Below are 24223 nucleotides of genomic sequence, written 5' to 3' on the forward strand. Positions count from 1 at the left end.
CCGAAGGCTGCGATCTTTTGATTTTTAGAAGAAAGATCAAAAGATCGCAGCCTTCGGCAGCTCCTACAGGGATTTTCGTCAGACGCGGAAGGCTTGTACGGCTGTATGCAGTTGGCCGCCGAGTACCAGCAAGTTCTCGCCCTGTTCGCGACCTTGGCCGATCCGCAGCAAGTTATCCCCACCCAACTGATGAATCCGCTCGCTGTGGTTGCGAATCTCGCTGACTGCGCCACTTTGTTGCGCTGTCACGTCGGCAATGCGGATGGCCGTGTCAGAGATGGTCTGGATCGCGCCGACAATTTTATCCAGCGCGCCATCCGCCGCCTGCGCCTGATTGGCCGTGGCTTCGGCGTGTTCGACCTGTGCGCGCATGCCTTCGACCGATTGCCGCGCCGCCGTTTGCAGTCCGGCAATCAGCGTCTGAATTTCCGCTGTAGCCCCGGCAGTGCGCTGCGCCAGTGAGCGTACTTCCTCGGCGACCACAGCAAAACCACGACCCATTTCCCCAGCCCGCGCCGCTTCAATCGCCGCGTTGAGGGCCAGCAAATTAGTCTGGTCGGCAATCGAGCGAATCACCGTCAACACACCACCGATGGTCGCTGACTCCTCAGCCAGATGCTCGATCATCTGCGCATTGCCTTGCACCTCACCGACCAAGGCATGCAGCCCGGTCAGGCTTTGGCCGATCACTGTCTGGCCATGCTCCACGGCCAGTCCGGCATGACGGCTGGCGTCTGCGGCCTGCTGCGCATCGCCGGCCACTTGCTGAATGGTCGCTTCCAGTTCACCGAGGGAGTCGCGGATCAGCGCGGTATCGCCGGCCTGATGTTCAGCGCCACTGTGCAGATCGTTACTCAGTTCGGCGAGGGTGCGACTGCTGCCGGCGACTTGCTCGGCATTGCCACGAATGGTGCCGACCAGATCCACCAGATAGGCGCGCAAGCGATTGAGCGAAGCCTCGATGTCGTGCAGTTCACGGTTGGTCTTACCCAAATGAATGTCGCGGCTGAAGTCGCCCTCGGCCCAGGTTGAAAGCGCCGGGGCGAGATTGGTCAGGGTGCGCGAGAGCCGGCGCTGCAAGGTATCGATCAACAGTGCGATCAGCAGAATCAGGCCGATCATTACCCCCTGCATCAGGCGGACTTCGCCTTGAATTTGTCCGTGTTGCGCGCGTACCACCGGTTCCAGGCCGGCGATGGCCTGCTGCACAGCGGTGATTTTCTGGTGCGTGGCGGTACTGAGCTCGGTGCGTTTCTGGATCTGCTCCCGGGTACGCGCCAGCTCCGCCGGATAGCGCCCGAGCAGGCTGTTGAGTTCACGTTTGAGGCCGACACCGGCATCTTCGGCGACAGTTTTTTCGCTGCTTTCGATGCCCATCATCGCGGCGAAATCGTCGCTGCCAGATTCGTTGTTGGCGACGACGCCGAGCAAGGGCAGGGCATCGATTGCTTGAGCCTGGGAGCGGATATTGGTGACTTCGCGCTCAACATCGGCGGCCAGTTCACTGCGCCCGCTGCTGACCAGTTTGTCCCGTGCCAGCGACAGTTTGCCCAGGTGCTGCGAAGCGGCGAGCAGCGGCGTCAGATAAGCCGCATTGCCATTGGCGTAGGTGCTGAGTTGATCGAGACTGGCGCTCAGTTCACGTTCGGCCTGCAACAACAAGGCTTGCGGATCGCCGGCCAGTTTGCCGGCAGCGAGCAGGTCGGTTTTGCTGAATTCTTCCAGGCCAGTCAGGCTCGGACGCAGGGTGTCGGCCAGCGCTGGCGGTAATTCATTCAGTTCTGTCTGCAGGCCGGCGATGGCTTGGCTGGCGGCGCTCAGGCGCAAGGCGTCACCGCTGGCGAGGTAATCCTCGACGTTGCGCGCCACCTCATTCTGAAATTGCTGCGACAACCCCAGATACCGTTCCATCAACAGATACGGGCGTTCGAGGGCTTTTTGCGACCACCACAACGTGACGCCGAGTGCGAGGCACACGGCGACCAGCAGCAGCGTATTGAGATTGGTGAGCAACTTCAGGCGCATGACGGCTACCAACGGCAGAAATGGTAAGCGCCTGAATTTATTGCGGTTCTGTTACAGGGTTATGACCGATTCGGTGGAATCCGATGAAAAAGTGGCACTTTGCTTTGATTCGCGCGCGGTCTGCACACGATTGCGCCCGGCACCCTTGGCACGGTACAGCGCCTCATCGGCCTGGCTGGCCATCATCAGGCTGTCGCAATCGTCATGCATCTCCACCACGCCGGCGCTAAAGGTGCACCACAAATCCTGCGGCTGCGCCGGGTAATGGATCTCGGCGAAGCGCTGACGGATTTCGTCGAGCACTTTGTGCGCAGCTTCCATATCGGTGTCGGGCATGACGATGGCGAACTCTTCACCGCCATAGCGGCCGATGAAGTCGGTCTTGCGCAAGCGCTGTTTAAGGAACAGTGCGAGGCTCTTGATCACGCGGTCGCCCATTGGGTGGCCGTGGCTGTCGTTGACCCGTTTGAAGTGGTCGATGTCGAGCATGGCAAAGCTCAGCGGCTTGTTCTCGCGGCGGGCGCGGAACGAGCAGTCTTCAAGCAATTGCAGAATGTGCGTGTGGTTGTACAAACCGGTGAGGCTGTCGCGGACCATTCGCGCTTTCAGATTGCGCGCGCGGGCGGCGCGGTTGCGCACGGTAGTGATCAGATGGCGCGGCTTGATCGGTTTGGTCAGGAAGTCGTCGCCGCCCTCGCTCATCGCGTCGAGCTGCTTGTCCAGATCGTCCTCGGCCGACAGATAGATGATCGGCACGCTGACATAACGGTCGTTGTGGCGGATCACCTTGGCCAGTTCGGTGCCGGTGCAGGCCGGCATGTACATGTCGAGAATGATCAGGTCGGGCTGGAAATCCGCGAGCTCGGCCATCGCCTGAATCGGTTCGATCAAGGTGCGGGTGACGATGCCGGCGCTGTTGAGCAGGCGCTCGGTGTGCAGGGCCTGTGCGCGCGAATCGTCGATGATCAGCACTTTGTAAGGTTCGTACTGGGCGACGCAGGTAAGGACTTCGATCTTTTCCAGCAGGCTCGACGCTTCGAGGGTGCCGGTGAGGAACTCCTGGCCACCGGCGCGCACGGCGGCGAGACGGGTCGGGGTGTCGGTTTCATGCAGGCTGAAGAACAGCAGCGGCAGCGGTTCATCCAGACCGACCTGGGCTTCGGCGGCGAGCTTCAAGCCGACACCGGTACCGCTGAAATCCACGTCCATGACGATCGCCGCGGGCAAGCGCTCGATCATCGAGGAGCGAAACGCGGAAACGCTGTCCAGCGCCTGCGCGCTCAAGCCGAAGAATTCCAGTTGTTTGGCCAGACGCTCGGCACGGTCGTGATCCTGCAGCATCACGTAAATCGGTTTGCGCAGCGGCGGCAGGAACGTCTGGTCGAGTTGATCGCCATGGCGCAGGCCGGTGCGCGACAAGCGCTGCATCAAGCGGTTGAGGTCGGTGATCAGGCCGCTGCTGAGGCGGCCGCGATTGGCGTCCACCGCTTCCAGCGACTGGCTGATGTGGTGCGCGAGTTGCGTGTGTTCCGGCTGTTCGAAACGCTCGGCAAAACGCAGCAGGCGCAAGTTCGCCTCGCTCAATTCGGCGAGGTCGACGGTGGACCATTCACTGCGTTGCAGGCGCTGCCATATCTCAAGAATCTGACGTGCCTGATGAATTACCCGCTGGGCAAAGTGGTGCTTGAGACGCTCACGGCTGGGGTCTTCTGGCTCGGTCATATCCTGACTACTAGTTAGGCTGCATGCTGAGATCGACTGGTGGCTCTATGCTAGCACCTCTTTTCCCTTAGACGAGTGTCGTACATCAATAATCTGCAGTACGACACAATTCAGTTTCTGACCGAAGAGTCTTATTTTCGACCTGTTCGTCGGCGAAGTCCCCGCTAATCGGGCGTATTCCCGGTCAGGTGCTTAACTCAGGGTGATTTCTCGCGGGCGTCCGTATCCATGCGCTGAATGAGCGTTTTGCGGATTTCCCCAGGTCCGCATCAACCCGGATACACATGGCGGCCTCAGGGATTCCCCTAGTTCTGATCGATACGTCATTCGCCCACATCATTTGCGGCTTATCTCTGCCGGCGGGTGCCCGGCCTTGGCACGTTGTTGTATGGTTGTGGTCGAACCGTTGAACCCAAGTGATTGAAAGGATATCGCCATGCTGGACTGGAAAAACCGCGCGGGCAGCGCGCCTGAACGTGCCGCTGAACCCAAGTCGGCCACCCGCAGCTACGTTGGCGGGCTGTTGTTCAGCCGCGCACTGGCCACCTTGATCGGCATTTACCTGCTGGTGACCATTGGCCTCGGCTGGTATTGGAGCCAGGAGCCCGCGCTGTTTCCGGTGGCGCAAAATGCCCAGGCGGCAGCCGAGAAAGAAGGCAAAAAAATGGTGGTCGGCTACACCACGGTGGAAACCCTGAAGACCGTCGCCGGCACCTTGCTCGACAAGCCGGGCGGTTATATTTCCAACGACCGTTTCCCGCCAGGCCTGTGGATGGACAACACGCCAAGCTGGGAATACGGTGTGCTGGTCCAGGTCCGCGACCTGACGCGCGCCCTGCGCAAAGACTTCGCCCGCTCGCAATCGCAGTCGGCTGAAGATGCCGATCTGGCCAAGGCCGAGCCGCGCTTCAACTTCGACAACAAGAGCTGGATCCTGCCGTCCAGCGAGTCGGAGTATCAGGAAGGCATCAATTCCCTGAGCCGCTATCAGGCACGTCTGTCTGACCCTACCCAGAAAAACGCCCTGTTCTATGCGCGCGCCGATAACCTCAACAACTGGCTGGGCGATGTCGGCACTCGTCTTGGTTCGCTGTCGCAACGGCTGTCGGCCAGCGTTGGCCGGGTCAAGCTCAACACGGCGCTGAAAACCGAGGTTCCGGCGGTCGGCGAAGTGCCGCAGGTTGACGAAGAAGTCGTCGAGACACCGTGGATGCAGATTGACAACGTGTTCTACGAAGCACGCGGTCAGGCGTGGGCGCTGTCGCATTTGCTGCGCGCGATTGAGGTCGACTTCGCCGATGTATTGGCGAAGAAGAACGCCACGGTCAGCGTGCGTCAGATCATCCGTGAGCTGGAAGCCTCGCAGGAACCGGTCTGGAGCCCGATGATTCTTAACGGCAGCGGCTTCGGCGTCTTGGCCAACCACTCGTTGGTCATGGCCAACTATATTTCCCGTGCCAACGCCGCTGTGATCGATCTGCGTCAACTGCTCAATCAGGGATGAGTCATGTCCGATAGCCTGAAAGAAGCGGCGCACCGAGCCGCTTCGGATGCCGAACAGATTGCCTGGGTCGACGAGCAGGACAACCTGCTCGGCGCGCTGGTGCGTTCCGAGTTGCGCGAGCGCGGGCTGATCGGGCGGGGCACTTACATCATGCTGTTCAATTCCGCCGGTGAGCTTTGTGTGCATCGGCGCACCTTGAGCAAGGCGATCTATCCCGGTTGCTGGGACGTCGCGGCGGGCGGCATGGTGCAGGCCGACGAAACCTACGCCGAGTCGGCGGCCCGTGAGCTGGAAGAGGAGTTGGGCGTGAGCGGCGTGGAACTCACGGCGCACGACCATTTCTTTTTCGAAGACACCGGTAACCGGCTCTGGTGTTCGGCGTTTTCCGCCGTGTGGGACGGCCCGCTGATCCTGCAACCGGAGGAGGTGCTGGAAGCGCGCTTTATTCCAGTCGGGCAGGTGATGCAGGAAATCCAGCAAAAGCCCTACTGCCCGGACTCCTTGGCCGCTTTGAAGCGCTATCTGAAGGCGCAGCAAAGCGACGTCGCAAAGAACACATAAATTGGCGCCGATTGGCACTTAGCAATCGGGATTTTTGCCGTTACACTGCGCGACCTTTTTTCAAACTGCACCGGATAGTTTGAGGTTGGCCTGCTGACCTACTGTAGGAGCTGCCGAAGGCTGCGATCTTTTGATCCTGGTTTTTAAAATCAAAATCAAAAGATCGCAGCCTTCGGCAGCTCCTACATGTCAGCTGTCCAGGAATCGATATCCGGTGCAGTAGCGCTGCCCCTGCCTGAGTGGGGCTTCGCGGTCGCTGACCTTGCCCAAGGTTGCGATCAGTCTTTGTCCTCCCAAGAGGATTGCCGGTGGCCAAAAAAGCCGCATCCTTCGCCGCCCTTGGTGGCCTGGTATTTTCCACCGACGCAGGTCGTCATTGCCCGGAATGCAGTAAGCCGGTGGACGCCTGTATCTGCAAACAAACCGTGATCCCGGCCGGCGACGGCATTGCCCGCGTGCGACGCGAGAGCAAGGGCCGTGGCGGCAAGACGGTGACCACCATCACCGGCGTGCCGCTGGCCGAAGACGCGCTCAAAGAGTTGGCGACAACGTTGAAGAAACGTTGCGGCACTGGCGGGGCGTTGAAAGACGGCATCATCGAAATCCAGGGCGATCATGTCGAGCTACTCTTGGCTGAGCTGATCAAGCACGGTTTCAAAGCGAAGAAGTCCGGCGGCTAGCAGCCTCTGTGAAATCCATCTGCGGCTTGATCCGGCACTGAAATACTTCAGGTCCGGCGTCGTCTCCATGGTTTTCACAGAGCCTGTTCATGACCGGTTTCTAAACTCCACGCGGTCAGCGCGGTCTACCGCCGCGCTGACGAATCGTCATTTTCATTCTTTAGACTGCGCCGGCCTGCAATCAGGCGACGCACTATGACTTCTTTATAGGGGACTTCGATGTCCGTACGACGCACACGTAAAGACGATGGCAGCCAATGGACAGTTGCGGACAGCCGCAGTGTTTACGGGATTCGCCATTGGGGGGCCGGGTATTTCGCGATCAATGAAGCCGGTCGCGTCGAAGTTCGTCCGAACGGCCCGAGCAGTTCGCCTATCGACCTGTTCGAGCAAGTCGACCAACTGCGCAAAAGCGGTTTGTCCTTGCCGTTGCTGGTGCGTTTCCCCGACATCCTGCAAGACCGTGTCCGCCAGTTGACCGGCGCTTTCGATGCGAACATCGAGCGCCTGGAATACCAGAGCAAGTACACCGCGCTGTACCCGATCAAGGTTAACCAGCAAGAAGCGGTGATCGAGAACATCATCGCCACCCAGGACGTCTCCATCGGTCTGGAAGCCGGCTCCAAGCCTGAGCTGCTGGCCGTGCTGGCGCTGGCGCCGAAGGGCGGCACCATCGTCTGCAACGGTTACAAGGACCGCGAGTTCATTCGTCTGGCGCTGATGGGCCAGAAGCTTGGCCACAACGTGTTCATCGTCATTGAGAAAGAATCCGAAGTCGCCCTGGTGATCGAAGAAGCCGCCTCGCTGAAGGTCAAGCCACAGGTTGGCCTGCGCGTGCGCCTGTCGTCGCTGGCGTCGTCGAAGTGGGCGGACACCGGTGGCGAGAAATCCAAATTCGGTCTGTCGGCGGCACAGTTGCTGTCGGTGGTCGAGCGCTTCCGCGCGGCTGGCCTGGATCAGGGCATTCGCCTGCTGCACTTCCACATGGGCTCGCAGATTGCCAACCTGGCTGACTATCAGCACGGTTTCAAAGAAGCGATTCGTTACTACGGCGAACTGCGCAACCTCGGACTGCCGGTCGATCACATCGACGTCGGTGGCGGTCTGGGCGTCGACTACGACGGCACGCACTCGCGTAACGCCAGTTCGATCAACTACGACATGGACGATTACGCCGGTGTCGTGGTCGGCATGCTCAAGGAATTCTGCGACGCGCAGGCCCTGCCGCATCCGCACATCTTCTCCGAGAGCGGCCGTTCGCTGACGGCGCACCACGCGATGCTGGTGGTGCAGGTGACCGACGTCGAGAAACACAACGACGAAATCCCGCAGATCGAAAACAAAGAATCGCTGCCGGAAACCGTACAGTGGCTGGTTGACCTGCTCGGCCCGACCGACATCGAAATGGTCACCGAAACCTACTGGCGCGCCACGCACTACATGAGCGACGTGGCCGCGCAGTACGCCGACGGCAAACTGACCCTGGCTGAAAAAGCCCTGGCCGAGCAGTGCTACTTCGCGGTGTGCCGTCGCCTGCACAACTCGCTGAAAGCCCGTCAGCGTTCGCACCGTCAGGTGCTCGACGAGCTCAACGACAAGCTGGCCGACAAGTACATCTGCAACTTCTCGGTGTTCCAGAGCCTGCCGGACACTTGGGCGATTGACCAGGTACTGCCGATCATCCCGCTGCACCGTCTCGATGAAGAGCCGCTGCGTCGCGCGGTGCTGCAGGATCTGACCTGCGACTCCGACGGCAAGATCAATCAGTACGTCGACGAGCAGAGCATCGAAACCAGCCTGCCGGTACACGGTTTGAATGAAGGCGAAGACTACCTGCTGGGCGTGTTCCTCGTGGGCGCCTATCAGGAAATCCTCGGCGACATGCACAACCTGTTCGGTGACACCGACTCGGTGAACATCTATCAGAACGCCGATGGCAGCGTGTACCACGCCGGAATCGAGACCCACGACACCATCGAAGACATGCTGCGTTACGTGCACTTGTCGCCGGAAGAACTGATGACTCACTACCGCGACAAGTGCGCCAGTGCCCGCATCAGTGCCAGCGAGCGCACGCAATTCCTTGATGCCTTGCGTCTGGGCTTGACCCGTTCCTCCTACCTGTCTTCCTGACATCGGCTGTGATCTCGCCGGGTTGTATGAATTTTTCCCACACGCTGTGGAAAATTCGGATAACCCGGTGGGATATCTCCTAAATTCCCCGCCAAATCCTCGCTTATCCCTGCCCGCAAACTCATTTGGTCTGCTTTTCGCGTAGGTCATTTCCTAAGTTGTACTTCGGCACTCTACTCGGCCATGGCTCTCGGCGAGAATCCCCGGCCGCCCCTCCTGTAGAGATCCGCCTATGTTTGATCCAGTCAACGAGCCGACGTTTCGTCTCGATGTAGCGGGCTTGTCCGACGCCTTCGAAGTGCTGGCGTTTTCCGGTAGCGAGGCCCTCAGTGAGCCGTTCGCCTTCGACATCGATGTGTTGGTCGAGGATGCGCAACTGGATCTCGCTGGCCTGTTGCACCGTTCGGTGTTTTTGCAGTTCGGCGCCGCGTGCAACGGCGTTCACGGGCTATTGCACAGTGTTGTCCAGCACGAGCATGGCCAGGGTTCGAGGCTGTGCCGGGCGCGGCTCGGCCCGAGGCTGAACTGCCTGGACCTGCGTTACAGTCAGCGGGTGTTCAGTGCCTGTTCGATACCGCAAATTCTCGCGCAAGTGCTCAAGGAGCACGGGATCGTCGGTGCCCAGCGACGCTTTGAGTTGGCGGGTGACTATCCGGCGCTGGCTTTCTGCACTCAGTACCGGGAATCCGATCTGCAATGGCTGCAGCGCTTGTGTGCGCAAGCCGGCATCCATTATCACTTCGAGCATCGACGCGACGGTCACTGCCTGGTGTTCGGCGACGATGTCGCGCGCCTGCCGCGCGCGGGGGCGGCGCGTTTTGCTGGCGAGGCGGAGGACGAGGCGCCAGCGGTCCGCCGATGGCGCCTGCAGGATGTCTGGTCGCCCGATGCCCACGGCGCGCCAGTTGCGCAAATGGCCGAGGGCGAAACCGATGTGCCGAGCCTGCGCAGTGGACGCTGGTTGCCGTTGGCGGGGCATCCGTTTGCCGAATGCAATCGCCAGTGGCTGTTGTCGCGGGTTGAACACCATGCTGATCTTTCGCTGGATCCGCCGTATGGCAACCGGGTTTTCGCCACCCTTAATAACCCATCGCGTGTCCCCGACATCCAACCCGTCAAGCCGCGGATGCACAGCCTGCAACGCGCCTGGGTGGTGGAAGTGGATGAGCCTCGTCCCGACTGCTCGCGGCCGGTGGCGGTGCAATTCGACTGGCTGTATCAGGGCGAAGGCGCCGCCGCTAGCCACTGTTGGCTGCCGTTGGCGCCAGCACTGGCCGACAAGGCATTGCCGTGGTTGCGTGAAGGGGTCGAGGTGGTGGTGAGTTTTCTTGAGGGCGATCCGGATCAACCGGTGATCAGTGGCGTGCTGCAGGCGCCGCTTGCCGATGAAGAAAAACCGCAGGAACCGGCCCCGCTGCCGGAGCATTTGCACAGTGAAGGCTTGCCGCAACTGTTGAAGAGCGCGCAACCCCTGGTGCTGTTGTGCCTGATGCCTGGCGGTGGCAGCTACAACCATTGTCGGCAGTCGGTTTGCAGCTGTCGGCTGGTCAGTGCGCTTGATCAGAGCGGTCGCGGATGAGCGCCGTAGCGCTCGACCCGATGTCGTCATGGTTGTTGCTGGATGTCCAGGAGTCGCCACAGGCGCTGAAGGTGTTGCGGCAGGCGTTCGCCGGGCTCACGTATTTCTGGCTGTTCGACAGCACCGAGTTTCAGGCAGTGCGTGAGCAAGGGCCGTTGCTGATCGAATTGCAGGACAGCGAAGCGCTGCAAGCGTTATGCCTGCGCGACCCACAGCTCTGGCGCGGCCTGTTGCTGGAGAGCGCCGCTTCGACACCGGCGCTGCTCGCGCATTTGCGGCGCATGCTCACCGTTTCCTTCGGCCTGCACCATCGCGCCATGCTCGGCTATTACAACCGGCAGACTGCCAGTTACTTCTTCGATGCCTGTGATGCCCGTGAGTTGAGCCGCTGGCTCGGGCCGATCGACCAGTTGCGCTGGTTCGGCGGCACGTGGGCAGACCGGGCGATCGGCAGTCAGGGCTGGCAGCAACTGCGTAACCCAGGCCTGGCGGTGGCGCCGCTGGCCGTTGAGGAAAGCCTCTCGGCGCGGCAACGCGAACGCCTGCAAAGCTGCCTGCTTGAGCAGCACATCTGGCGCTGGTGCCAATCAATGGGAACCGATTACGCAACGCTGTCCTCCCATGTTCAGCAGGGGCTGGCGCTGGGTTTCAGCGATCGTGACGTGCTCGATGGCTGGCTGTGGCTACGCTTGCTGCATCCGCGGGCTGTGCTGGTGCCGCCGCCAGCGGGATTGACCCAGCAGGCAGGGCTCGATCATGTGCGCCGCCAATGGCAGAACGATCAACCGTGAAACAGAGGTTCGGCGCTTATGGCAGGTACGTTTCGGCAACGGTTAAGTGCACTGATCGGCGGGCTTGTGCTTCTGGTGCTTGGCGGTTGTTCGCCGGTGAAAGTGCTCAATGCCCTGACCCCGGACGACACCTTCGATAAAACCGCGGGCATTGCCTACGGCGATGATCCACGGCAGAAGCTCGATGTCTACGTGCCGCGCCATCCGCTCAAGGGCGCGCCGGTGGTGGTGTTTTTCTATGGCGGCAGCTGGAACAGCGGCGACCGTGGGGATTACACCTTTGTCGGCGAGGCGCTGGCGTCGCGCGGGATTGTCGCGGTGCTGGCCGACTATCGGTTGTATCCGCAGGTGCGTTATCCGCTGTTTCTCGAAGATGGCGCGCGCGCTGTGGCGTGGACCAAGGCGCACATCAGCGAATATTCCGGTAACCCGCAGCGCCTGTATTTGATGGGCCACAGTTCCGGTGCCTATAACGCATCGATGCTGGCGCTGGATACGAATTTGCTCGGGGCGGTCGGGATGTCACCCAAGGACCTCAGCGGCTGGATCGGGTTGGCCGGGCCGTATGATTTTCTGCCGATCGAAAACCCCGACGTGCGTCCGGTGTTTTTCTGGCCGGATTCTCCAGCGCAATCGCAGCCGATCAACCACGTCAGCCGGGGCGCGCCGCCGGCCTTGTTGATTGCGGCGAGCAAGGACAACCTGGTCAACCCGACGCGCAACACCGGCGGCCTCGCCAGCAAGCTGCGCAAAGCCTCGGTGCCGGTGCAGGATTTGTACTATTCGCGGCCAAGTCACATCACCCTGGTGGCCACTCTTTCACGCCCATTGCGGCGGCTGGCGCCGGTGCTTGATCAAGTGGTCGGCTTCATCGAACACACGCCGACTCAGTGAGCCGCACCGCTAAACCAGCCATCGTTGCGCTTGAGCCACCAGGCTTGCGCGCCGAGGGTGAGGCTGCGCAACACCATGAACAACAGGAAAGATATCCACAGGCCATGGTTGCCCAGGCCTTGCAGCGCCCAGGCGAACGGCAGCAGCAGAACCACCGTCATCAGCATGCCGTTGCGCATTTCGCGGGCGCGAGTGGCGCCGATGAACAAGCCGTCGAGCAAATAACTCCACACCGCAATCAATGGCAGCACAGCGAGGTAGGGCAAGTAGATGAACGCGGTGTCGCGCACGCTCTGGATGTTGGTCTGCATCTCGATGAACAGATGCCCGCCGAGCAGGAACAACGCGGCAAAACCGAGGCTGGCGATCAGTGACCAACCGCCGGCCACCACCAGCGAACGGCGCAGCGCGAGGCGATCTCGAGCGCCGATGGCGTGCCCGCACAAGGCTTCGACGGCGTGGGCGAGGCCGTCCAGCGCATGCGCAGTCAGCAGCAGGCCGTTGAGCAGCAGGGCATTGGCGGCGACGGTTGCATCGCCAAGACGCGCGCCTTGCACGGTGATCATGAAGAACACCGATTGCAGGGCGAGGCTGCGGATGAAGATGTCGCGGTTGACCGCCAGCAGCGGGCGCCAACTCTGCCAGACTTTCAGCGCGGCCCAGACGATGTGGCCCGGATAGGCGCGCAAGGCCTTGCGGGTCATGAACAGGCCGAGCAGGGCGCCGCTCCATTCGGCGATCACCGAGGCGCGGGCCGAACCGACCACGCCCCAGTCCAGACCGATGACGAACCACAGGTTCAGGGCGATGTTGATCAGGTTGGTGCTGAGCAGAATGGCCAGCGGCGCCCGCGCATTTTGCGTGCCGAGGAACCAGCCGACCAACGCATAACTGGCCAGCGCCGCCGGCAAACCGAATAGCCGCGTATGGAAAAAATCCCGGGTGAGCTGATCAAGCTCAGCCGACGGTTGCATGAAGTGCAGCGCCACGCCACTCAGCGGTACGCCGAGGGTGCCGAGCAGCACTGCCAGGCCCATCGCCAGCAACAGGCCCTGCAACAGAATCTGCCGCAACGCCGCGCCGTCACTGCGCCCGGCCGCTTGCGCGGCAAAACCGGTGGTGCCCATGCGCAGAAATCCCATGGCCCAGGCGAGAAAGGTGTACAGGCTGGCGCCGACTGCCACCGCGCCCAATTGATGCGCGTGGGGCAAGTGGCCGATGACGGTGCTGTCGACCAGCGCCACCAGCGGCACGGAAATATTCGAAAGAATCATCGGCGCGGCCAGCGCCCAGACCTTGCGGTGAGTCGGGCGGTCGCGCCAGTCGGCGATCAGGTTGGACATGCGGGCTCCTTGGGGGAGCGGCATTGTAGCGATTAACACAATCCCCTGTAGGCGGTGGGTCAGCTAGAGATGTTTCCACTGCACCACACTCCTGCAGGGGAGAAGTTGTGTGCGGGAGGTTGTGGGTGAGGATTTATGCGCCCCCGAATAAACCGGTAGGAGCTGCCGCAGGCTGCGATCTTTTGATGTTGCCTTAAAGATCAACAGATCGCAGCCTGCGGCAGCTCCTACAAGGTTTTGTGGTGTCAGTGAATAATCCAGCTCAGCAACCACAACCCCAGCAACAACCAGATAATCCCGGCAATGATCGACGCATTCATGAACGCCCGAATCGCCGACCACAACAGCATCAACCCGACGATCAGCGCAATGACGCTGATGATCGACGTGTCCATCCCCAGGGTCTTCGCCAGCCCGTCGACAAAGTTGCCGCCGGCGTTACTCAAAATATTGAACAGCCCGCTGAGGCCATCGACGATAAAGCGGATGACCGAACCGAGTGCCTGGCCGAGCCATTCGAAAAAGCTTTCTACCTGCATGTGTTCATCCTGATGAAAGAGCTGAGCCTTGGGCCACAACGCAGGTGGCCGAGTTCCCTGTCACGAGTATGGCCCATGCTGCGCCGAACGGAAAACCGGTAGGCGCTGCCGCAGGCTGCGATCTTTTGATGGTGTTTTTCAAAACCAAGGTCAAAAGATCGCAGCCTGCGGCAGCTCCTACATGGGCCTTGCCTTCAGTCGGTATCCGCTTGAAGCTATACGCCTTCAGGAGAGCCCGATGAACCTTGTTGAACTGACCGAACGCCTGCACGCCATTCGCGACCGCAATGACTGGCGGCAATTTCACAGCCCGAAAAACCTGGCCATGGCCGCCAGCGTCGAAATGTCTGAACTGGTGGAAATCTTCCAGTGGCTGACCGAAGACCAGTCGCGCCAGTTGCCCGCTGACAAACTCGCCCACGTCGGGCAGGAAGTCGGCGATATCGTGCTGTACCTGTTGCTGCTGTGCAGCGAGTTGGGGTTGGACATGAATGAAGTGGTGCGCGCCAAGCTCGCCGACAGCGAACGGCGGTTCAGCTGATGAGCGACCGCCATTTCGATCAGTTGGCGACGCGTTTCGCCGAAAAAATCTACGGTGGCGCCAAGGGCGCGATTCGCCTCGCGGTGTTGCAGGCTGACCTCGCGGAAGCGCTGCCGGATCGTCCGTTGCGCGTGCTCGACATCGGCGGAGGCCTCGGCCACATGTCGCTGTGGCTCGCCGAACGTGGCCACGACGTAACCTTCACCGAGCCGGCCGAGCCGATGCTCGACGGCGCGCGCCAGCGTTTCGCCGAAGCCGGGCAGACCGCAACGTTCATTCAGGCACCGTGGCAGGCGTTGCTCGGGCAACTCACCGAACCCTACGATCTGGTGATCTGCCACGCCGTCCTCGAATGGCTCGCCGAACCCCACGCGATCCTGCCGGTGCTGCATCAATTGACCAAGCCCGGTGGCTGGTTGTCGCTGGCGTTCTACAACCGCGATGCGCTGATCTACCGCAACCTGCTCAAAGGCCATTTCAAGAAAATGCGCAAGAACGATATGGCCGGTGAAAAGCAGAGCCTGACCCCGCAGCAACCCCTCGATCCGCGCGAATTGGCAACGCAACTCGAAGGGTTGTGGCAGGTCGAAACTCAAAGCGGGATCCGGGTTTTCCACGACTACATGCCGGTGGAGTTTCAGGCCCGCGCCGAACTTGTCGATTTGCTCGAGATGGAGCTCGCTCATCGTCGTCACCCAAGCTTCGCCGGGCTTGGGCGCTACTTGCACTGGATCTGCCGGCCGATCTGATCGGAGCGCGACATGAAAGCTCAATCCGGGTTATTGCTGATCTGTCTGGGGTTGGCCGCCTGTCAGGGCAGCAACCCTTACGTGGCGCAGTCGCGGCCGCTGCCGCCGGCACCGCCGCAAGCCGCCAACACCTTTGACCGCAGCGCTTACCCGGCGCCGCCGCGCGATTACGGGCGCTACCGCAGTTGGGCCTGGCTGGACGGGCAACTGCCGCCGGGCACCGCGTGGGCGGATTCGGCGCAAGTGGCCGAGGCGGTGAGCAACGCGCTGGATCAACGAGGTTTGCGCCCGCTGCACGACAATCGTCCGGCCGACCTGTTGGTCAGCGCCCACCTGAGCCTGCAAACCCGCTTGCGTCAGGTGCAGGACGATTACGGCTACTACGGCGGCGGATACGGCGGCTATGATCGTTATGGGCGCGGCTACGGCATGTACAACAGCGTGCCGGTGGTGCGCACCTATTCGGAGCAGGTCGTGGTGGTGCAAGTCGATCTGTTCGACGCCGGCACGGGGCAACCGGTGTGGAGTGCCAGCGCGGAAACCGGCGCCAAGGGCAATCAGATCGACCGCACGGATTCGATTCGCGAGGCTGTGGAAAAGGCCATGTCGGCGTATCCTCCCAGTTAGCTTCCTGCAAATGAGAAGCTCTAGCAGGTTCATGTCTTCAACCGGAGAAAAACCATGTTCCGCCGTCTCGCTTTACTGGCCATGGCCGCACTGCTCAGTGCCTGCGCCGCCAACCAGGTCAATCATGACTTCGACGCCAGCCGCGACTTTGCCGCCTATCGCAGCTGGAGCTGGAAAGACCCCGCCCTGCAATATCGCCCGGATGATCCACGGATCAAAAGCGACCTGACCGAGCAACGCATTCGCCAGGCGGTAACAGATCAACTTGATCAGCGTGGTCTGCGCCCGGCGGCTGCGGGCGCCAAAGGCGATTTGAATGTGCAGACTTATCTGATCGTCGAGGATCGTCAGCAACAAGTGACGACCAATTACGGCGGCGGCTGGGGCGGCCCATGGAATGGCTACTGGGGCGCGCCGATGTACAACGAAACGCGCAACATCACCTACAAGGTCGCGACCATCCAGATCGACTTGCTCGACGGCAAGGACGGCAAGCTGGTGTGGCGCGGCAGCGACGAGCAGATGCTCGCCAGCAAGCCCAACCCCGAGGATCGCAGCAACGCCATCCGCGAGACGGTCGCCCGCATCCTCACCAACTACCCCCCACGCTAACCCCCTGTAGGAGCTGCCGCAGGCTGCGATCTGTTGATCTTTAAAACGGCAACATCAAAAGATCGCAGCCTGCGGCAGCTCCTACCTGTTTGTTCGTGGCGCATAAGTCCTCACACAACATTTCCCCTGTAGGAGCTGCCGAAGGCTGCGATCTGTTGATCTTGAAAGGGCCGTTTCAACAGAACGCAGGGTTTTTGCGCTGAGGCTGGCGTGTTGCCAGCAAGCAGGCCCGGGCGCGTCTACACTCAGTTACATCAATGGAGGTCACGGCAAAGGAGTGCGCCATGTCGCCTCGTTCGCATTTCAACGGCCCGGCCCGGCAACGCGGGGCGATCGGTCTGATGGCGGCGCTGACCCTCGGCCTGGCGCTGGTGTGCATGGTGCTGGTGGTCGACAGCGGTCGTCTGTACATGGAGCAACGCCGCTTGCAGCGGGTGGTCGATGTTGCCGCTCTAGAGGCGATTTCGCGCAGCGGTGATTGCCTGACAGGGCTCAGCGCCGCCGCTTTTGCCACCGCCAGCGCCGCGCGCAATGGTTTTGCCGTGGCGGCGGACACAACCCTTGCCGTGACCTGTGGCACCGTGCAAACCGGTGCCAATAACCTGCGCGCGTTCACCGTGGATGCCAGCAAAAAAGAAGCGATCAGCGTCTTCGCCACGCGTGTTGTGTCCACCAGTGTGGCTGCCGCGCTGTATGCGCTGTTCCGGCCAGGCAGTGTCTCGCCCACCACGCGCCTGCACGCGACGGCGGTCGGTACATCGGCCATTCTGCCGCCGTTGGCGCAACTGACCATCGGCACCACCGCCCTGACAGTCGATGCCAGCAAGTCGGCAGCCCTCAATGCGCTGTGGGGCGGGCTTCTGGGCGGCAGCCTCAACCTCAGCGTCGCCGGTTGGCAAGGCCTGGTCGACACCAACATCAGCCTGCTCGGTTACCTCAACCAACTGGCTGTCGATCTGCACGTGGACGCCGGCAACTACACGCAGGTATTGAGTCAGAGCGTGCAGATCAAACAACTGATCGACACCGCCATCACCGTGCTGACCAAGGGCGGCACTACCACCAGCGTCGCGGTCAGTGGTCTGGTTGGTTTGAAGGCCATCGTCGGCAACACCTCGGTGGTACTCGGGCAATTGTTGCAACTGCAGACCGGCGCCACTTCGGCCGCCCTCAATGCCAATCTGCAAGTTTTCCAGCTGCTCGAAGCCGTCGTGCAATTGGCCAACAGTCAGAACGCCCTGACAGCCACTGTGCCGCTGAGCATTCCGGGGCTGGTCAACGGCTCGGTCAAAGTCAAAGTGATCCAGCCACCGCAGTTATCGGCAGTGGGCAATCCGGCGCTGGCCAAGGCCGACCCGATGGGCGCCAACCGCATCTACGTGAAGACCGCGCAGGTACGCACACTGATCTCGCTGAACCTGCCGGTGTTGTCCGGGGTGGCCGGCCTGGCCAATGCCATTGTCAGCACGCCGCTGGTGGGCGGGCTGACCGATACCCTCAACAACCTCTTGCACCTGAACATAGCCGGCACGCTGAACTCGTTGTTCTGCGCATTGGGCGGCACCTGTCAGCGCACCAATCTGCAGATCCTGCCCACCTCCAGCATCGACATCCTGCTGGAGGCCGCCGCTGCCGACAGCCATGTCACCGACTTCAACTGCGTCAGCGACGCCAGCAAAAGCCTGACCACCCAGACCAACTCCTCGCTGGTCAAACTCAAGGTCGGCAAGATCGACGCCACCAACGCCTTTTCCTCCTCGGCGGATGTCACCGTGCAGCCACTGGCGTTGATCGATGTCGGCGTCATCACCTGCACCATTCCGCTGCTCGGGCTGGGCTCGGCGACCTGCGATCAAAGCACGCGCAAACCGTTTTACGGCGGCGGCCTCGGGGTGATGGTCGACACCTCGGTGGCGAGCATGCAGAACATCCATACCTACAATCAGCCACCGGAAATCAAGCAGCCCCCACTGAACTACAGCTTCGGCACACAAGGCGTGGTCAATAGCCTGAAAAGCACATTGAGCGGGGTTCAGGTTCAAGCGTATAAACCGACCGGTTCGAGTTTGCTGGGCGGTTTGCTCACTACCACGGCGGACGTACTGGCGAGCGTCAACAGCACGCTGGGCGTGGTCATCGACAATCTGCTCAGCCCGGTGCTCGACCCGATTCTCGATGGCTTGCTGGCCAACCTCGGCATTACCCTGAACAAGGTCGACGTCGGCGCCAACCTCAGTTGCAAGCCACCGGGGCAGCCGATGCTGGCGATCTAATCGGCCAGCGCAATTGGCAACTCGATACAGAACCGCGCACCCTCATCGCCGTTGCGCACACTCAGGCGTCCGCCCATGTTTTCGACGATGCCGTAACTCACCGACAAGCCCAGGCCGGTGCCGACGCCGACCGGTTTGGTGGTGAAAAACGGCTCGAAAATCCGCTCCAGCAAACGCGGGTCAATGCCGCCACCGTTGTCCTCGACCCACAGCCGCACCACGTGCTCGTCGCACTCGGCGTGCAAGGCGATCCACGGCTGGAAGTCGCGGTTGGCTTCGCGCTTGCCGAGCAACGCGTCGCGGGCGTTGACCATCAGATTGATCAGCACTTGTTCCAGTTGATCGACGTAGCCGCGCACCTGAACCTGGAAACCGGCCTCTTTGATCCGCAGCTCAACGCCTTTGCCGCGCAAGCCTTCCGACAGCAGCGACAGCGTGCCTTCGATCGCATCCAGCGGATTGAACGGATGTTGTTCGATTTCCGAGCGCCGCCCAAACACGCGCATGTGATCGACCACCCGCGCTGCACGTTGCACTTGCGCGTCGATGCGGTTGAGTTTGTCGGTCAGGTAGTCGATCTGCACATCGCCATTGCTCAGGCGCTTGAGCACATTGACGATGGCCATGCGCATCACATTCAGCGGCTGATTGATCTCGTGGGCAAGCCCCGTGGCCATTTCGCCGAGGGTGGCCATTTTTGCGCTCTGCGTCAGTTGCTGCTGCGAGCGTCGCACCTCGGTGTTGTCGCGGCCCACCGCTTGTACTTCGACCAGTGTGCCGTGCTCATCGAACACCCCGCGATCCGACCAGACCCACCATGCATGTTCACGGCCGGGCAGGCGCAGGTTGATTTCAGCCGTGCTCACGGGCAGTTCCGGAGTCAGTTGCGCCAGGCGCAGAATGAACGCTTCGCGCTGTTCATCCGACATCCAGCTGCCCAGGTTGACCCCGGGCAATTGTGCCGGCGTGCATTCCAGGTAGGTCGCCAATGGCCGGTTGCCGAAGGTCAGGGTCAAGTCCGGGCGATAACGACAAATCATTGCGGGTGAGTCTTCCACCAGAATCCGGTAACGTTCTTCGCTGGCCTTGACCTGTTCAGCGGCGAGGGTCGCGTCTGTCACGTCCAGCCACAGGCCGACGGCTTCCACCGGCAGGCCGAGGTCATCGCGCAGCAATTTGGCCTCGTCGAGCAGCCAGTGCACATTGCCCTGGCGATCGAGCACTCGATAGCGCGCACTCACCGAACCTTCGCGCAACAACTGCCGGGTGCGTTCGAAATAACGCGGACGGTCTTCGGGGTGCACATGTTCAACCAGTCGACCGTCTTCACAGTCGGCGAGACACCAGCCTAAAAGCGCTTGCAGGCTGGCGCTGAAAAAGGTCGGTTGTAGCGCGCCTTCCACGTAGCGCTGTACGTAAATCACAGCGGGGGAACTGGCGATCAGATTGTCCAGCCGCGCATGGGCGGCGGCCGCCTGTTGTTGCTGATTCTTGATGTCGCTGATGTCGAGCATGAACCCCATCAGCCGACGTGCGGCGCCGATGCCCAGCGACCGTCCTTGCAGGCGATACCACAGCGGCAGCGCTTGATCGGCGGTTTGCCAGCGTACGCACAATTCCAGTGGGATGCCTTCATCCTGCAAGGCTTGCAGGTGGCTGCGCAGTTCATCGCGGTCGGCGGGGTGGACCTGATTGAACCAGTCCTGAAGCGGTAACGGCGCCGTGGGCAAACCCAGGCTCTGCGCCAGTGTCGGAGCCAGTTGCACCTGATTGCTGGCGCTGAACACTTCCCACCAACCGGTGCCGAGCAACGCTTGCAGGGTTTCCAGGCGTTCCAGCTGTTGCTGATGACGATGCTCGCGCAGCCGTTCCAGTAACGGCGCCGCCACGGCAGCGGCGAGTAGAAGCCAGTCGTGATCGCTGAGGTCGGGCGCCTGTTGCGGCGCGTTATAGTCGGCGCACAACAGCCAGGCAGCCACGCCCTGCGCGTCGCGATAGGGCACGGCAAACCCTTCGTTCGGACCGAAAATGGCGCTCAGGCGCGGCTGTTCGCTGGCCAGAAAGCGCTGCGGTGACGCACCGTTGAGGCTGTCGAGGCCAGTGCCCAGTTGCTGCTGTTCGCGCCACAATTGCGGCGCGTTCAACCCTGTGTAGAACTGATGGATCAGCCAGCCCAGACCTTGCTCATCGAGTAGCGCCACTGCCAGACAAGGAATGTGCAGATGCTGACTGAGGCGCTGCAATTGTTCGCCCAACACCGTTGGCAGACGCGCGAGGCTGCACAGGCGCAATTGATCGCGAACCTGCGTGGCCAATAATTGCGCCTGCTCGCGGCTGCGTGCCTGACGCCGTTCCCCGAGCAAGTCGCCGATGTCGAGCATCTGCAACAGCCAGCCGTCGCCCTGCGCCTGCAGCCAGCCGCGCAAGTGCAGTGGTGGGCCGGCCAGGCTGAAAAAATCCAGATCGAGCAGTTGCCCTTGCCAGTCCGCCGGTTGGCCTTCGACGGCCAGGCCGCTGTGCGGCAACAGGTAATCGAGCAGGTGCGCGGGCTGCGTACGCGTCATGCGCTGCGCAAGTAAATGCCGTATCGGCCCGCCCAAGTGATTGACCTGTCCGTCGCCGTCCAGATACAGCTGCAAGCCGACGCTGGGCAGCAGCGGACTTTGCTGGGGCTGGGCGGTGCCGGAAGGGCGATTGAGCAGGCGGCTGAACAGCTTGTCACCGGAACTCAAAATTGCAGGCTCGACGAGGCGCGCAGGGTCGCGGGCAGGCGCGGCACCGTGCCGACGCCCGGCAGCACCAGAAACGGCAATGCCTGATTCAATTTGCTCGTGGGGTAATTGATGGTCACTGTCAGCAAACCCCCGGTGAAGGTTATGGTGCTGTCGGTGGCGGCATTGAAGTTCAGTGCGTTGGGCAGCCAGGCCAGTTGCCGGGTCAACTCGGTGCGCGCGTTCGCCGTGATGGCGGTCGAGTAATTGGCCGAGGCAGGGTCCAGCGCCACACTGCGGCGCACTGCTTCAGAGGTGGACTCGTTGAATGACTGCATCAACAACAGCGGCAGGCTGTAACTCACCAAGCCATAAAACACAGCGAAGAAGATGACGAACACCAAGGCGAACTCGATGGCGACAGCGCCTTTTTGCTTGCGGGGGAGGCCGGATTTCATGAGTGCGTCTACCCTGACAATCACTACGTAATATCAGCATAGAATCATTCGGCCAAAACGGACGGTTTTTACCGCATGCACAGCTTTGTCCTGCTGATCTGGCTGACGTTGTGCGCGGCGCAGGATGCCCGGCAGCGCCATATCGCCAATGCACTGACCCTGGGGGTGGGCGGGTTGGCGGCCGTCTATGTTCTGGTCACCGGCCACACGTGGCTGGGCGCCGACGCGGCGCAGGGCGGCTGGGCAGTCATCCTCGCGCTATCGCTGACATTGCCCGGCTATGCGCTGAAGCGTTTCGGCGCCGGCGATGTGAAATTAATGACAGCTTTGGGCCTTGCGACGGACGGTACTCATCTGCTCGGCGTGTTTATCGGCGCGGCACTCGCCAGCGTCGTCTGGCTATTACTTGCGCCAAAACTCTGGCTGCATATGCGTCAACGGCTTAGCGATCATCTTCGATTTATGGCCCCTGAAAAGTCAAAAAAGCTGCCATTTGCGCCGTTCGTGCTGGTTGGCATGCTCCTGACTTTGCTTTGGATCCATTAGTCGTGCGGTGCCACTACTGCTATGTACATAGTCGGAAAGTGGGTCTACTTTCAAATCAACGGTTGTACAGCTTCGCGCTGTCAGTACAGGAACGGTCAGCCTTTGGCCTGGGCATGGAGTAGCAAGTGAACAAGCTTACGTCTGCTGTAAAAGTTCTGGTGGTCGATGATCAGCCGCTGATTGTCGAAGAACTCTGCGAATTCATCGAGAGCAGCGGTTACCGCTGTGTGCCGTGCGAATCGAGCCAGCAGGCGATCGAACAATTCACTCAAGACCCTGCCATCGGCCTGGTGCTGTGTGACCTGCACATGCCGGACATGGACGGCATTCAACTGGTGCAGGAGTTGCAACGCCTGGCAGGCAAGCAAAGAATCTTCGAAGCCATCATGCTCACCGGGCGTGCCGACAAGCAGGACGTGATCAAAGCGTTGCGTGCCGGCATCGCTGACTACTACCAGAAACCGGTCGACCTCAACGAACTGCTCGAAGGCCTGCGCCGTCAGGAAGCGGTGCTGCAAGAACGGCAGAAAACCCTGCAACTGGGGCATCTGAATCAGAAGCTGCAATACCTTTCCGAGTCGATCGACGACCTCTACCAGGACCTCGACAAAGTCCGCCGTGGCCCGGCGCCAACTAACGATGAGGCGCCCGTTGAGGGCGAAGGCGTGGAGATCCCGGCGATCTTCAATCAGTTGTCGCCGCGCCAGCTCGATGTCGCGCGGTTGGTGGGCAAAGGCCAGACCAACTACCAGATCGCCTGTAAGCTGGGGATTACCGAGAACACGGTCAAACTCTACGTCTCGCAAGTGCTGCGCCTGACCCACATGCATAACCGCACTCAATTGGCCCTCGCGTTATCTCCCAGCAACTCTGGCATGCGCCAGCGAGTGACAGCGCACTAACTCAATTGACCCCGGCCACCGCCGGGGTGCCAACCCTCAACCGCTATGCGCCTTGGCCTTGGGAAACAGATTGTCCAGGGTTTCCAGCAGGCGCACGTGATAGATTGGTTTGCGAAACAGGTCCAGTACCTGCAGGCGCAGCATGTCGCTGACGTCTTCCATGTCGGCATGCCCCGACGTCACGATCACCGGCAGATGCTGGCGCGAGGTGTGTTCACGCAGACGCTTGATCAGCGACATGCCGCTTTCTTCCGGCATGCGCAGATCAGTAATCACCAGCGCGATATCGGGATGGCGGGTGAGATGGTGCAGGGCAAGTTTCACCGACGTCGCGGTATGACAAGTAAAGCCTTCGCCCTCCAGCAACTCCGCCAGCTCCAGCAGTGCGTCCTCTTCATCGTCGACGAGGAGCAACTGCTGGCGAGAAGTGTGTGGAGAGTTCATAGGCAACACCTGCAATGGACTGAGTGCTGACGTTAGAACCCAATGGCCGCATTGACAAGTTATCGGTCCGATCAGGTGAGTGCAGTCTGGATCCGGGTCAGGATCGCGGTGACCTGAGTGCCGATGCCGTTACCGAAGGCTGCGATCACCAGCGCCACGAGGCCGACCACCAGCGCGTATTCGATGGCGGATGCGCCCTCGGTGTCTTTGGCCAGGCCTTTGAAGAAGGTAACTTGCGATTTGATTTTTTGCGCAATGTGGGAATACGACATGAGGACTCTCCTTGAGCACGCCAGGTGTTGCGCGTTCGCAACATGATTTCCCTGTGCCAGCATCAGCATTGTCGGCATTCCCCGGCCCTACAACTGTAAGAACGAATTAACCCGAAAGTATTAGTTGGCGTAATTACATTAAAAAACCATGTTTGGCGCTTTAGCCTCCTACTTTCGTTGGATATTTCATCGCTGTTAATGGCGTTTTGTTCGCGCTGAACTACCGTCAAATAGCGAAATAGTTACTTGTTCATAGCTGCCTGATTGCGAATTTATCTCGTTGAAAGTTACGGGTCATTGCAAAAGACAGAACGCGC

At 60.9% G+C, this 24223-nt stretch carries 22 protein-coding genes; 14 read left to right on the forward strand and 8 right to left on the reverse strand.

All coding sequences use genetic code 11. The features are described 5' to 3' along the window. Positions 1–78 precede the first annotated feature (78 nt). Both EJA70_RS03150 and gcbA read right to left on the reverse strand, forming a co-directional pair. The gene (locus EJA70_RS03150) at positions 79–2025 is read right to left on the reverse strand and encodes a methyl-accepting chemotaxis protein (protein WP_158829550.1); all 1947 of its coding nucleotides are present in this window, start codon (positions 2023–2025) and stop codon (positions 79–81) included. A gap of 51 nt (positions 2026–2076) precedes the next feature. Next, positions 2077–3747: a diguanylate cyclase GcbA gene (gcbA, locus tag EJA70_RS03155; protein WP_158829552.1), complete on the reverse strand. Its 1671-nt coding sequence runs from the start codon at positions 3745–3747 to the stop codon at positions 2077–2079. A 436-nt stretch (positions 3748–4183) separates the two neighbouring features. On the opposite strand from gcbA, the gene EJA70_RS03160 reads away from it, so the two are divergent. From EJA70_RS03160 to EJA70_RS03190, 7 genes are all read left to right on the forward strand, one after another. Further along, complete coding sequence (locus EJA70_RS03160; protein ID WP_008078193.1) at positions 4184–5251, forward strand: DUF2333 family protein; 1068 nt, start codon at positions 4184–4186, stop codon at positions 5249–5251. Positions 5252–5254: 3 nt separating this feature from the next. Continuing rightward, the gene (locus EJA70_RS03165; protein WP_158829554.1) at positions 5255–5812 is read left to right on the forward strand and encodes an NUDIX hydrolase; all 558 of its coding nucleotides are present in this window, start codon (positions 5255–5257) and stop codon (positions 5810–5812) included. Between the two features lie 308 nt (positions 5813–6120). After that, positions 6121–6492 (forward strand): translation initiation factor Sui1, encoded by a 372-nt coding sequence (locus EJA70_RS03170; RefSeq protein WP_007914613.1) that lies wholly within the window; start codon positions 6121–6123, stop codon positions 6490–6492. A 219-nt stretch (positions 6493–6711) separates the two neighbouring features. Further along, positions 6712–8625: an arginine decarboxylase gene (gene speA, locus EJA70_RS03175; protein WP_158829556.1), complete on the forward strand. Its 1914-nt coding sequence runs from the start codon at positions 6712–6714 to the stop codon at positions 8623–8625. A gap of 232 nt (positions 8626–8857) precedes the next feature. After that, positions 8858–10204, forward strand: a complete 1347-nt coding sequence (locus tag EJA70_RS03180; RefSeq protein WP_158829558.1) for a contractile injection system protein, VgrG/Pvc8 family — start codon at positions 8858–8860, stop codon at positions 10202–10204. Next, positions 10201–10995 (forward strand): DUF4123 domain-containing protein, encoded by a 795-nt coding sequence (locus EJA70_RS03185; RefSeq protein WP_158829560.1) that lies wholly within the window; start codon positions 10201–10203, stop codon positions 10993–10995. The genes EJA70_RS03180 and EJA70_RS03185 overlap by 4 nt, the downstream gene beginning before the upstream one ends. Before the next feature lie 18 nt (positions 10996–11013). After that, positions 11014–11889: an alpha/beta hydrolase gene (locus tag EJA70_RS03190; RefSeq protein ID WP_158829562.1), complete on the forward strand. Its 876-nt coding sequence runs from the start codon at positions 11014–11016 to the stop codon at positions 11887–11889. Here EJA70_RS03190 and EJA70_RS03195 read toward each other — a convergent pair. Both EJA70_RS03195 and EJA70_RS03200 read right to left on the reverse strand, forming a co-directional pair. Next, entirely contained in the window at positions 11883–13232 is a 1350-nt protein-coding gene (locus EJA70_RS03195; RefSeq protein WP_008078221.1) for an MATE family efflux transporter, read from the reverse strand. The two genes, EJA70_RS03190 and EJA70_RS03195, sit on opposite strands and share 7 nt — an antisense overlap. A 245-nt stretch (positions 13233–13477) precedes the next feature. Beyond that, entirely contained in the window at positions 13478–13771 is a 294-nt protein-coding gene (locus EJA70_RS03200; protein WP_158829564.1) for a hypothetical protein, read from the reverse strand. A 238-nt stretch (positions 13772–14009) separates the two neighbouring features. Between EJA70_RS03200 and EJA70_RS03205 the strand changes: the two genes are divergently transcribed. The 5 genes from EJA70_RS03205 to EJA70_RS03225 all read left to right on the forward strand — a co-directional run bounded on the left by EJA70_RS03205 (position 14010) and on the right by EJA70_RS03225 (position 18573). Then, positions 14010–14312: a MazG-like family protein gene (locus EJA70_RS03205; RefSeq protein WP_158829566.1), complete on the forward strand. Its 303-nt coding sequence runs from the start codon at positions 14010–14012 to the stop codon at positions 14310–14312. Continuing rightward, a complete protein-coding gene (locus EJA70_RS03210) occupies positions 14312–15061 on the forward strand; it encodes a methyltransferase domain-containing protein (RefSeq protein WP_158829568.1) in 750 nt (249 codons plus the stop codon). The genes EJA70_RS03205 and EJA70_RS03210 overlap by 1 nt, the downstream gene beginning before the upstream one ends. Before the next feature lie 12 nt (positions 15062–15073). Beyond that, positions 15074–15688 (forward strand): DUF4136 domain-containing protein, encoded by a 615-nt coding sequence (locus EJA70_RS03215; protein ID WP_158829570.1) that lies wholly within the window; start codon positions 15074–15076, stop codon positions 15686–15688. Positions 15689–15742: 54 nt separating this feature from the next. Beyond that, complete coding sequence (locus EJA70_RS03220) at positions 15743–16300, forward strand: DUF4136 domain-containing protein (protein ID WP_008078236.1); 558 nt, start codon at positions 15743–15745, stop codon at positions 16298–16300. Between the two features lie 284 nt (positions 16301–16584). After that, positions 16585–18573, forward strand: a complete 1989-nt coding sequence (locus tag EJA70_RS03225; RefSeq protein ID WP_158829572.1) for a pilus assembly protein TadG-related protein — start codon at positions 16585–16587, stop codon at positions 18571–18573. Here the strand turns inward: EJA70_RS03225 and EJA70_RS03230 are convergent. Both EJA70_RS03230 and EJA70_RS03235 read right to left on the reverse strand, forming a co-directional pair. Further along, complete coding sequence (locus EJA70_RS03230; protein WP_158829574.1) at positions 18570–21305, reverse strand: ATP-binding protein; 2736 nt, start codon at positions 21303–21305, stop codon at positions 18570–18572. The two genes, EJA70_RS03225 and EJA70_RS03230, sit on opposite strands and share 4 nt — an antisense overlap. Continuing rightward, complete coding sequence (locus EJA70_RS03235) at positions 21302–21742, reverse strand: TadE/TadG family type IV pilus assembly protein (RefSeq protein WP_008078239.1); 441 nt, start codon at positions 21740–21742, stop codon at positions 21302–21304. Before EJA70_RS03235 ends, EJA70_RS03230 begins: the two co-directional genes overlap by 4 nt. Positions 21743–21817: 75 nt before the next feature. On the opposite strand from EJA70_RS03235, the gene EJA70_RS03240 reads away from it, so the two are divergent. Together EJA70_RS03240 and EJA70_RS03245 are read left to right on the forward strand one after the other, a co-directional pair. Further along, complete coding sequence (locus EJA70_RS03240) at positions 21818–22288, forward strand: prepilin peptidase (RefSeq protein ID WP_158829576.1); 471 nt, start codon at positions 21818–21820, stop codon at positions 22286–22288. Positions 22289–22413: 125 nt separating this feature from the next. After that, a complete protein-coding gene (locus EJA70_RS03245) occupies positions 22414–23190 on the forward strand; it encodes a response regulator transcription factor (RefSeq protein WP_158829577.1) in 777 nt (258 codons plus the stop codon). Between the two features lie 36 nt (positions 23191–23226). On the opposite strand, the gene EJA70_RS03250 is transcribed toward EJA70_RS03245, so the two are convergent. Both EJA70_RS03250 and EJA70_RS03255 read right to left on the reverse strand, forming a co-directional pair. Beyond that, positions 23227–23634 (reverse strand): response regulator, encoded by a 408-nt coding sequence (locus tag EJA70_RS03250; RefSeq protein WP_008078246.1) that lies wholly within the window; start codon positions 23632–23634, stop codon positions 23227–23229. 71 nt (positions 23635–23705) lie between these two features. Then, complete coding sequence (locus tag EJA70_RS03255) at positions 23706–23906, reverse strand: Flp family type IVb pilin (protein ID WP_158829578.1); 201 nt, start codon at positions 23904–23906, stop codon at positions 23706–23708. Positions 23907–24223: the final 317 nt, after the last annotated feature.

The sequence above is a fragment of the Pseudomonas sp. PB103 genome, assembly GCF_009764635.1.
Classification (GTDB): domain Bacteria; phylum Pseudomonadota; class Gammaproteobacteria; order Pseudomonadales; family Pseudomonadaceae; genus Aquipseudomonas.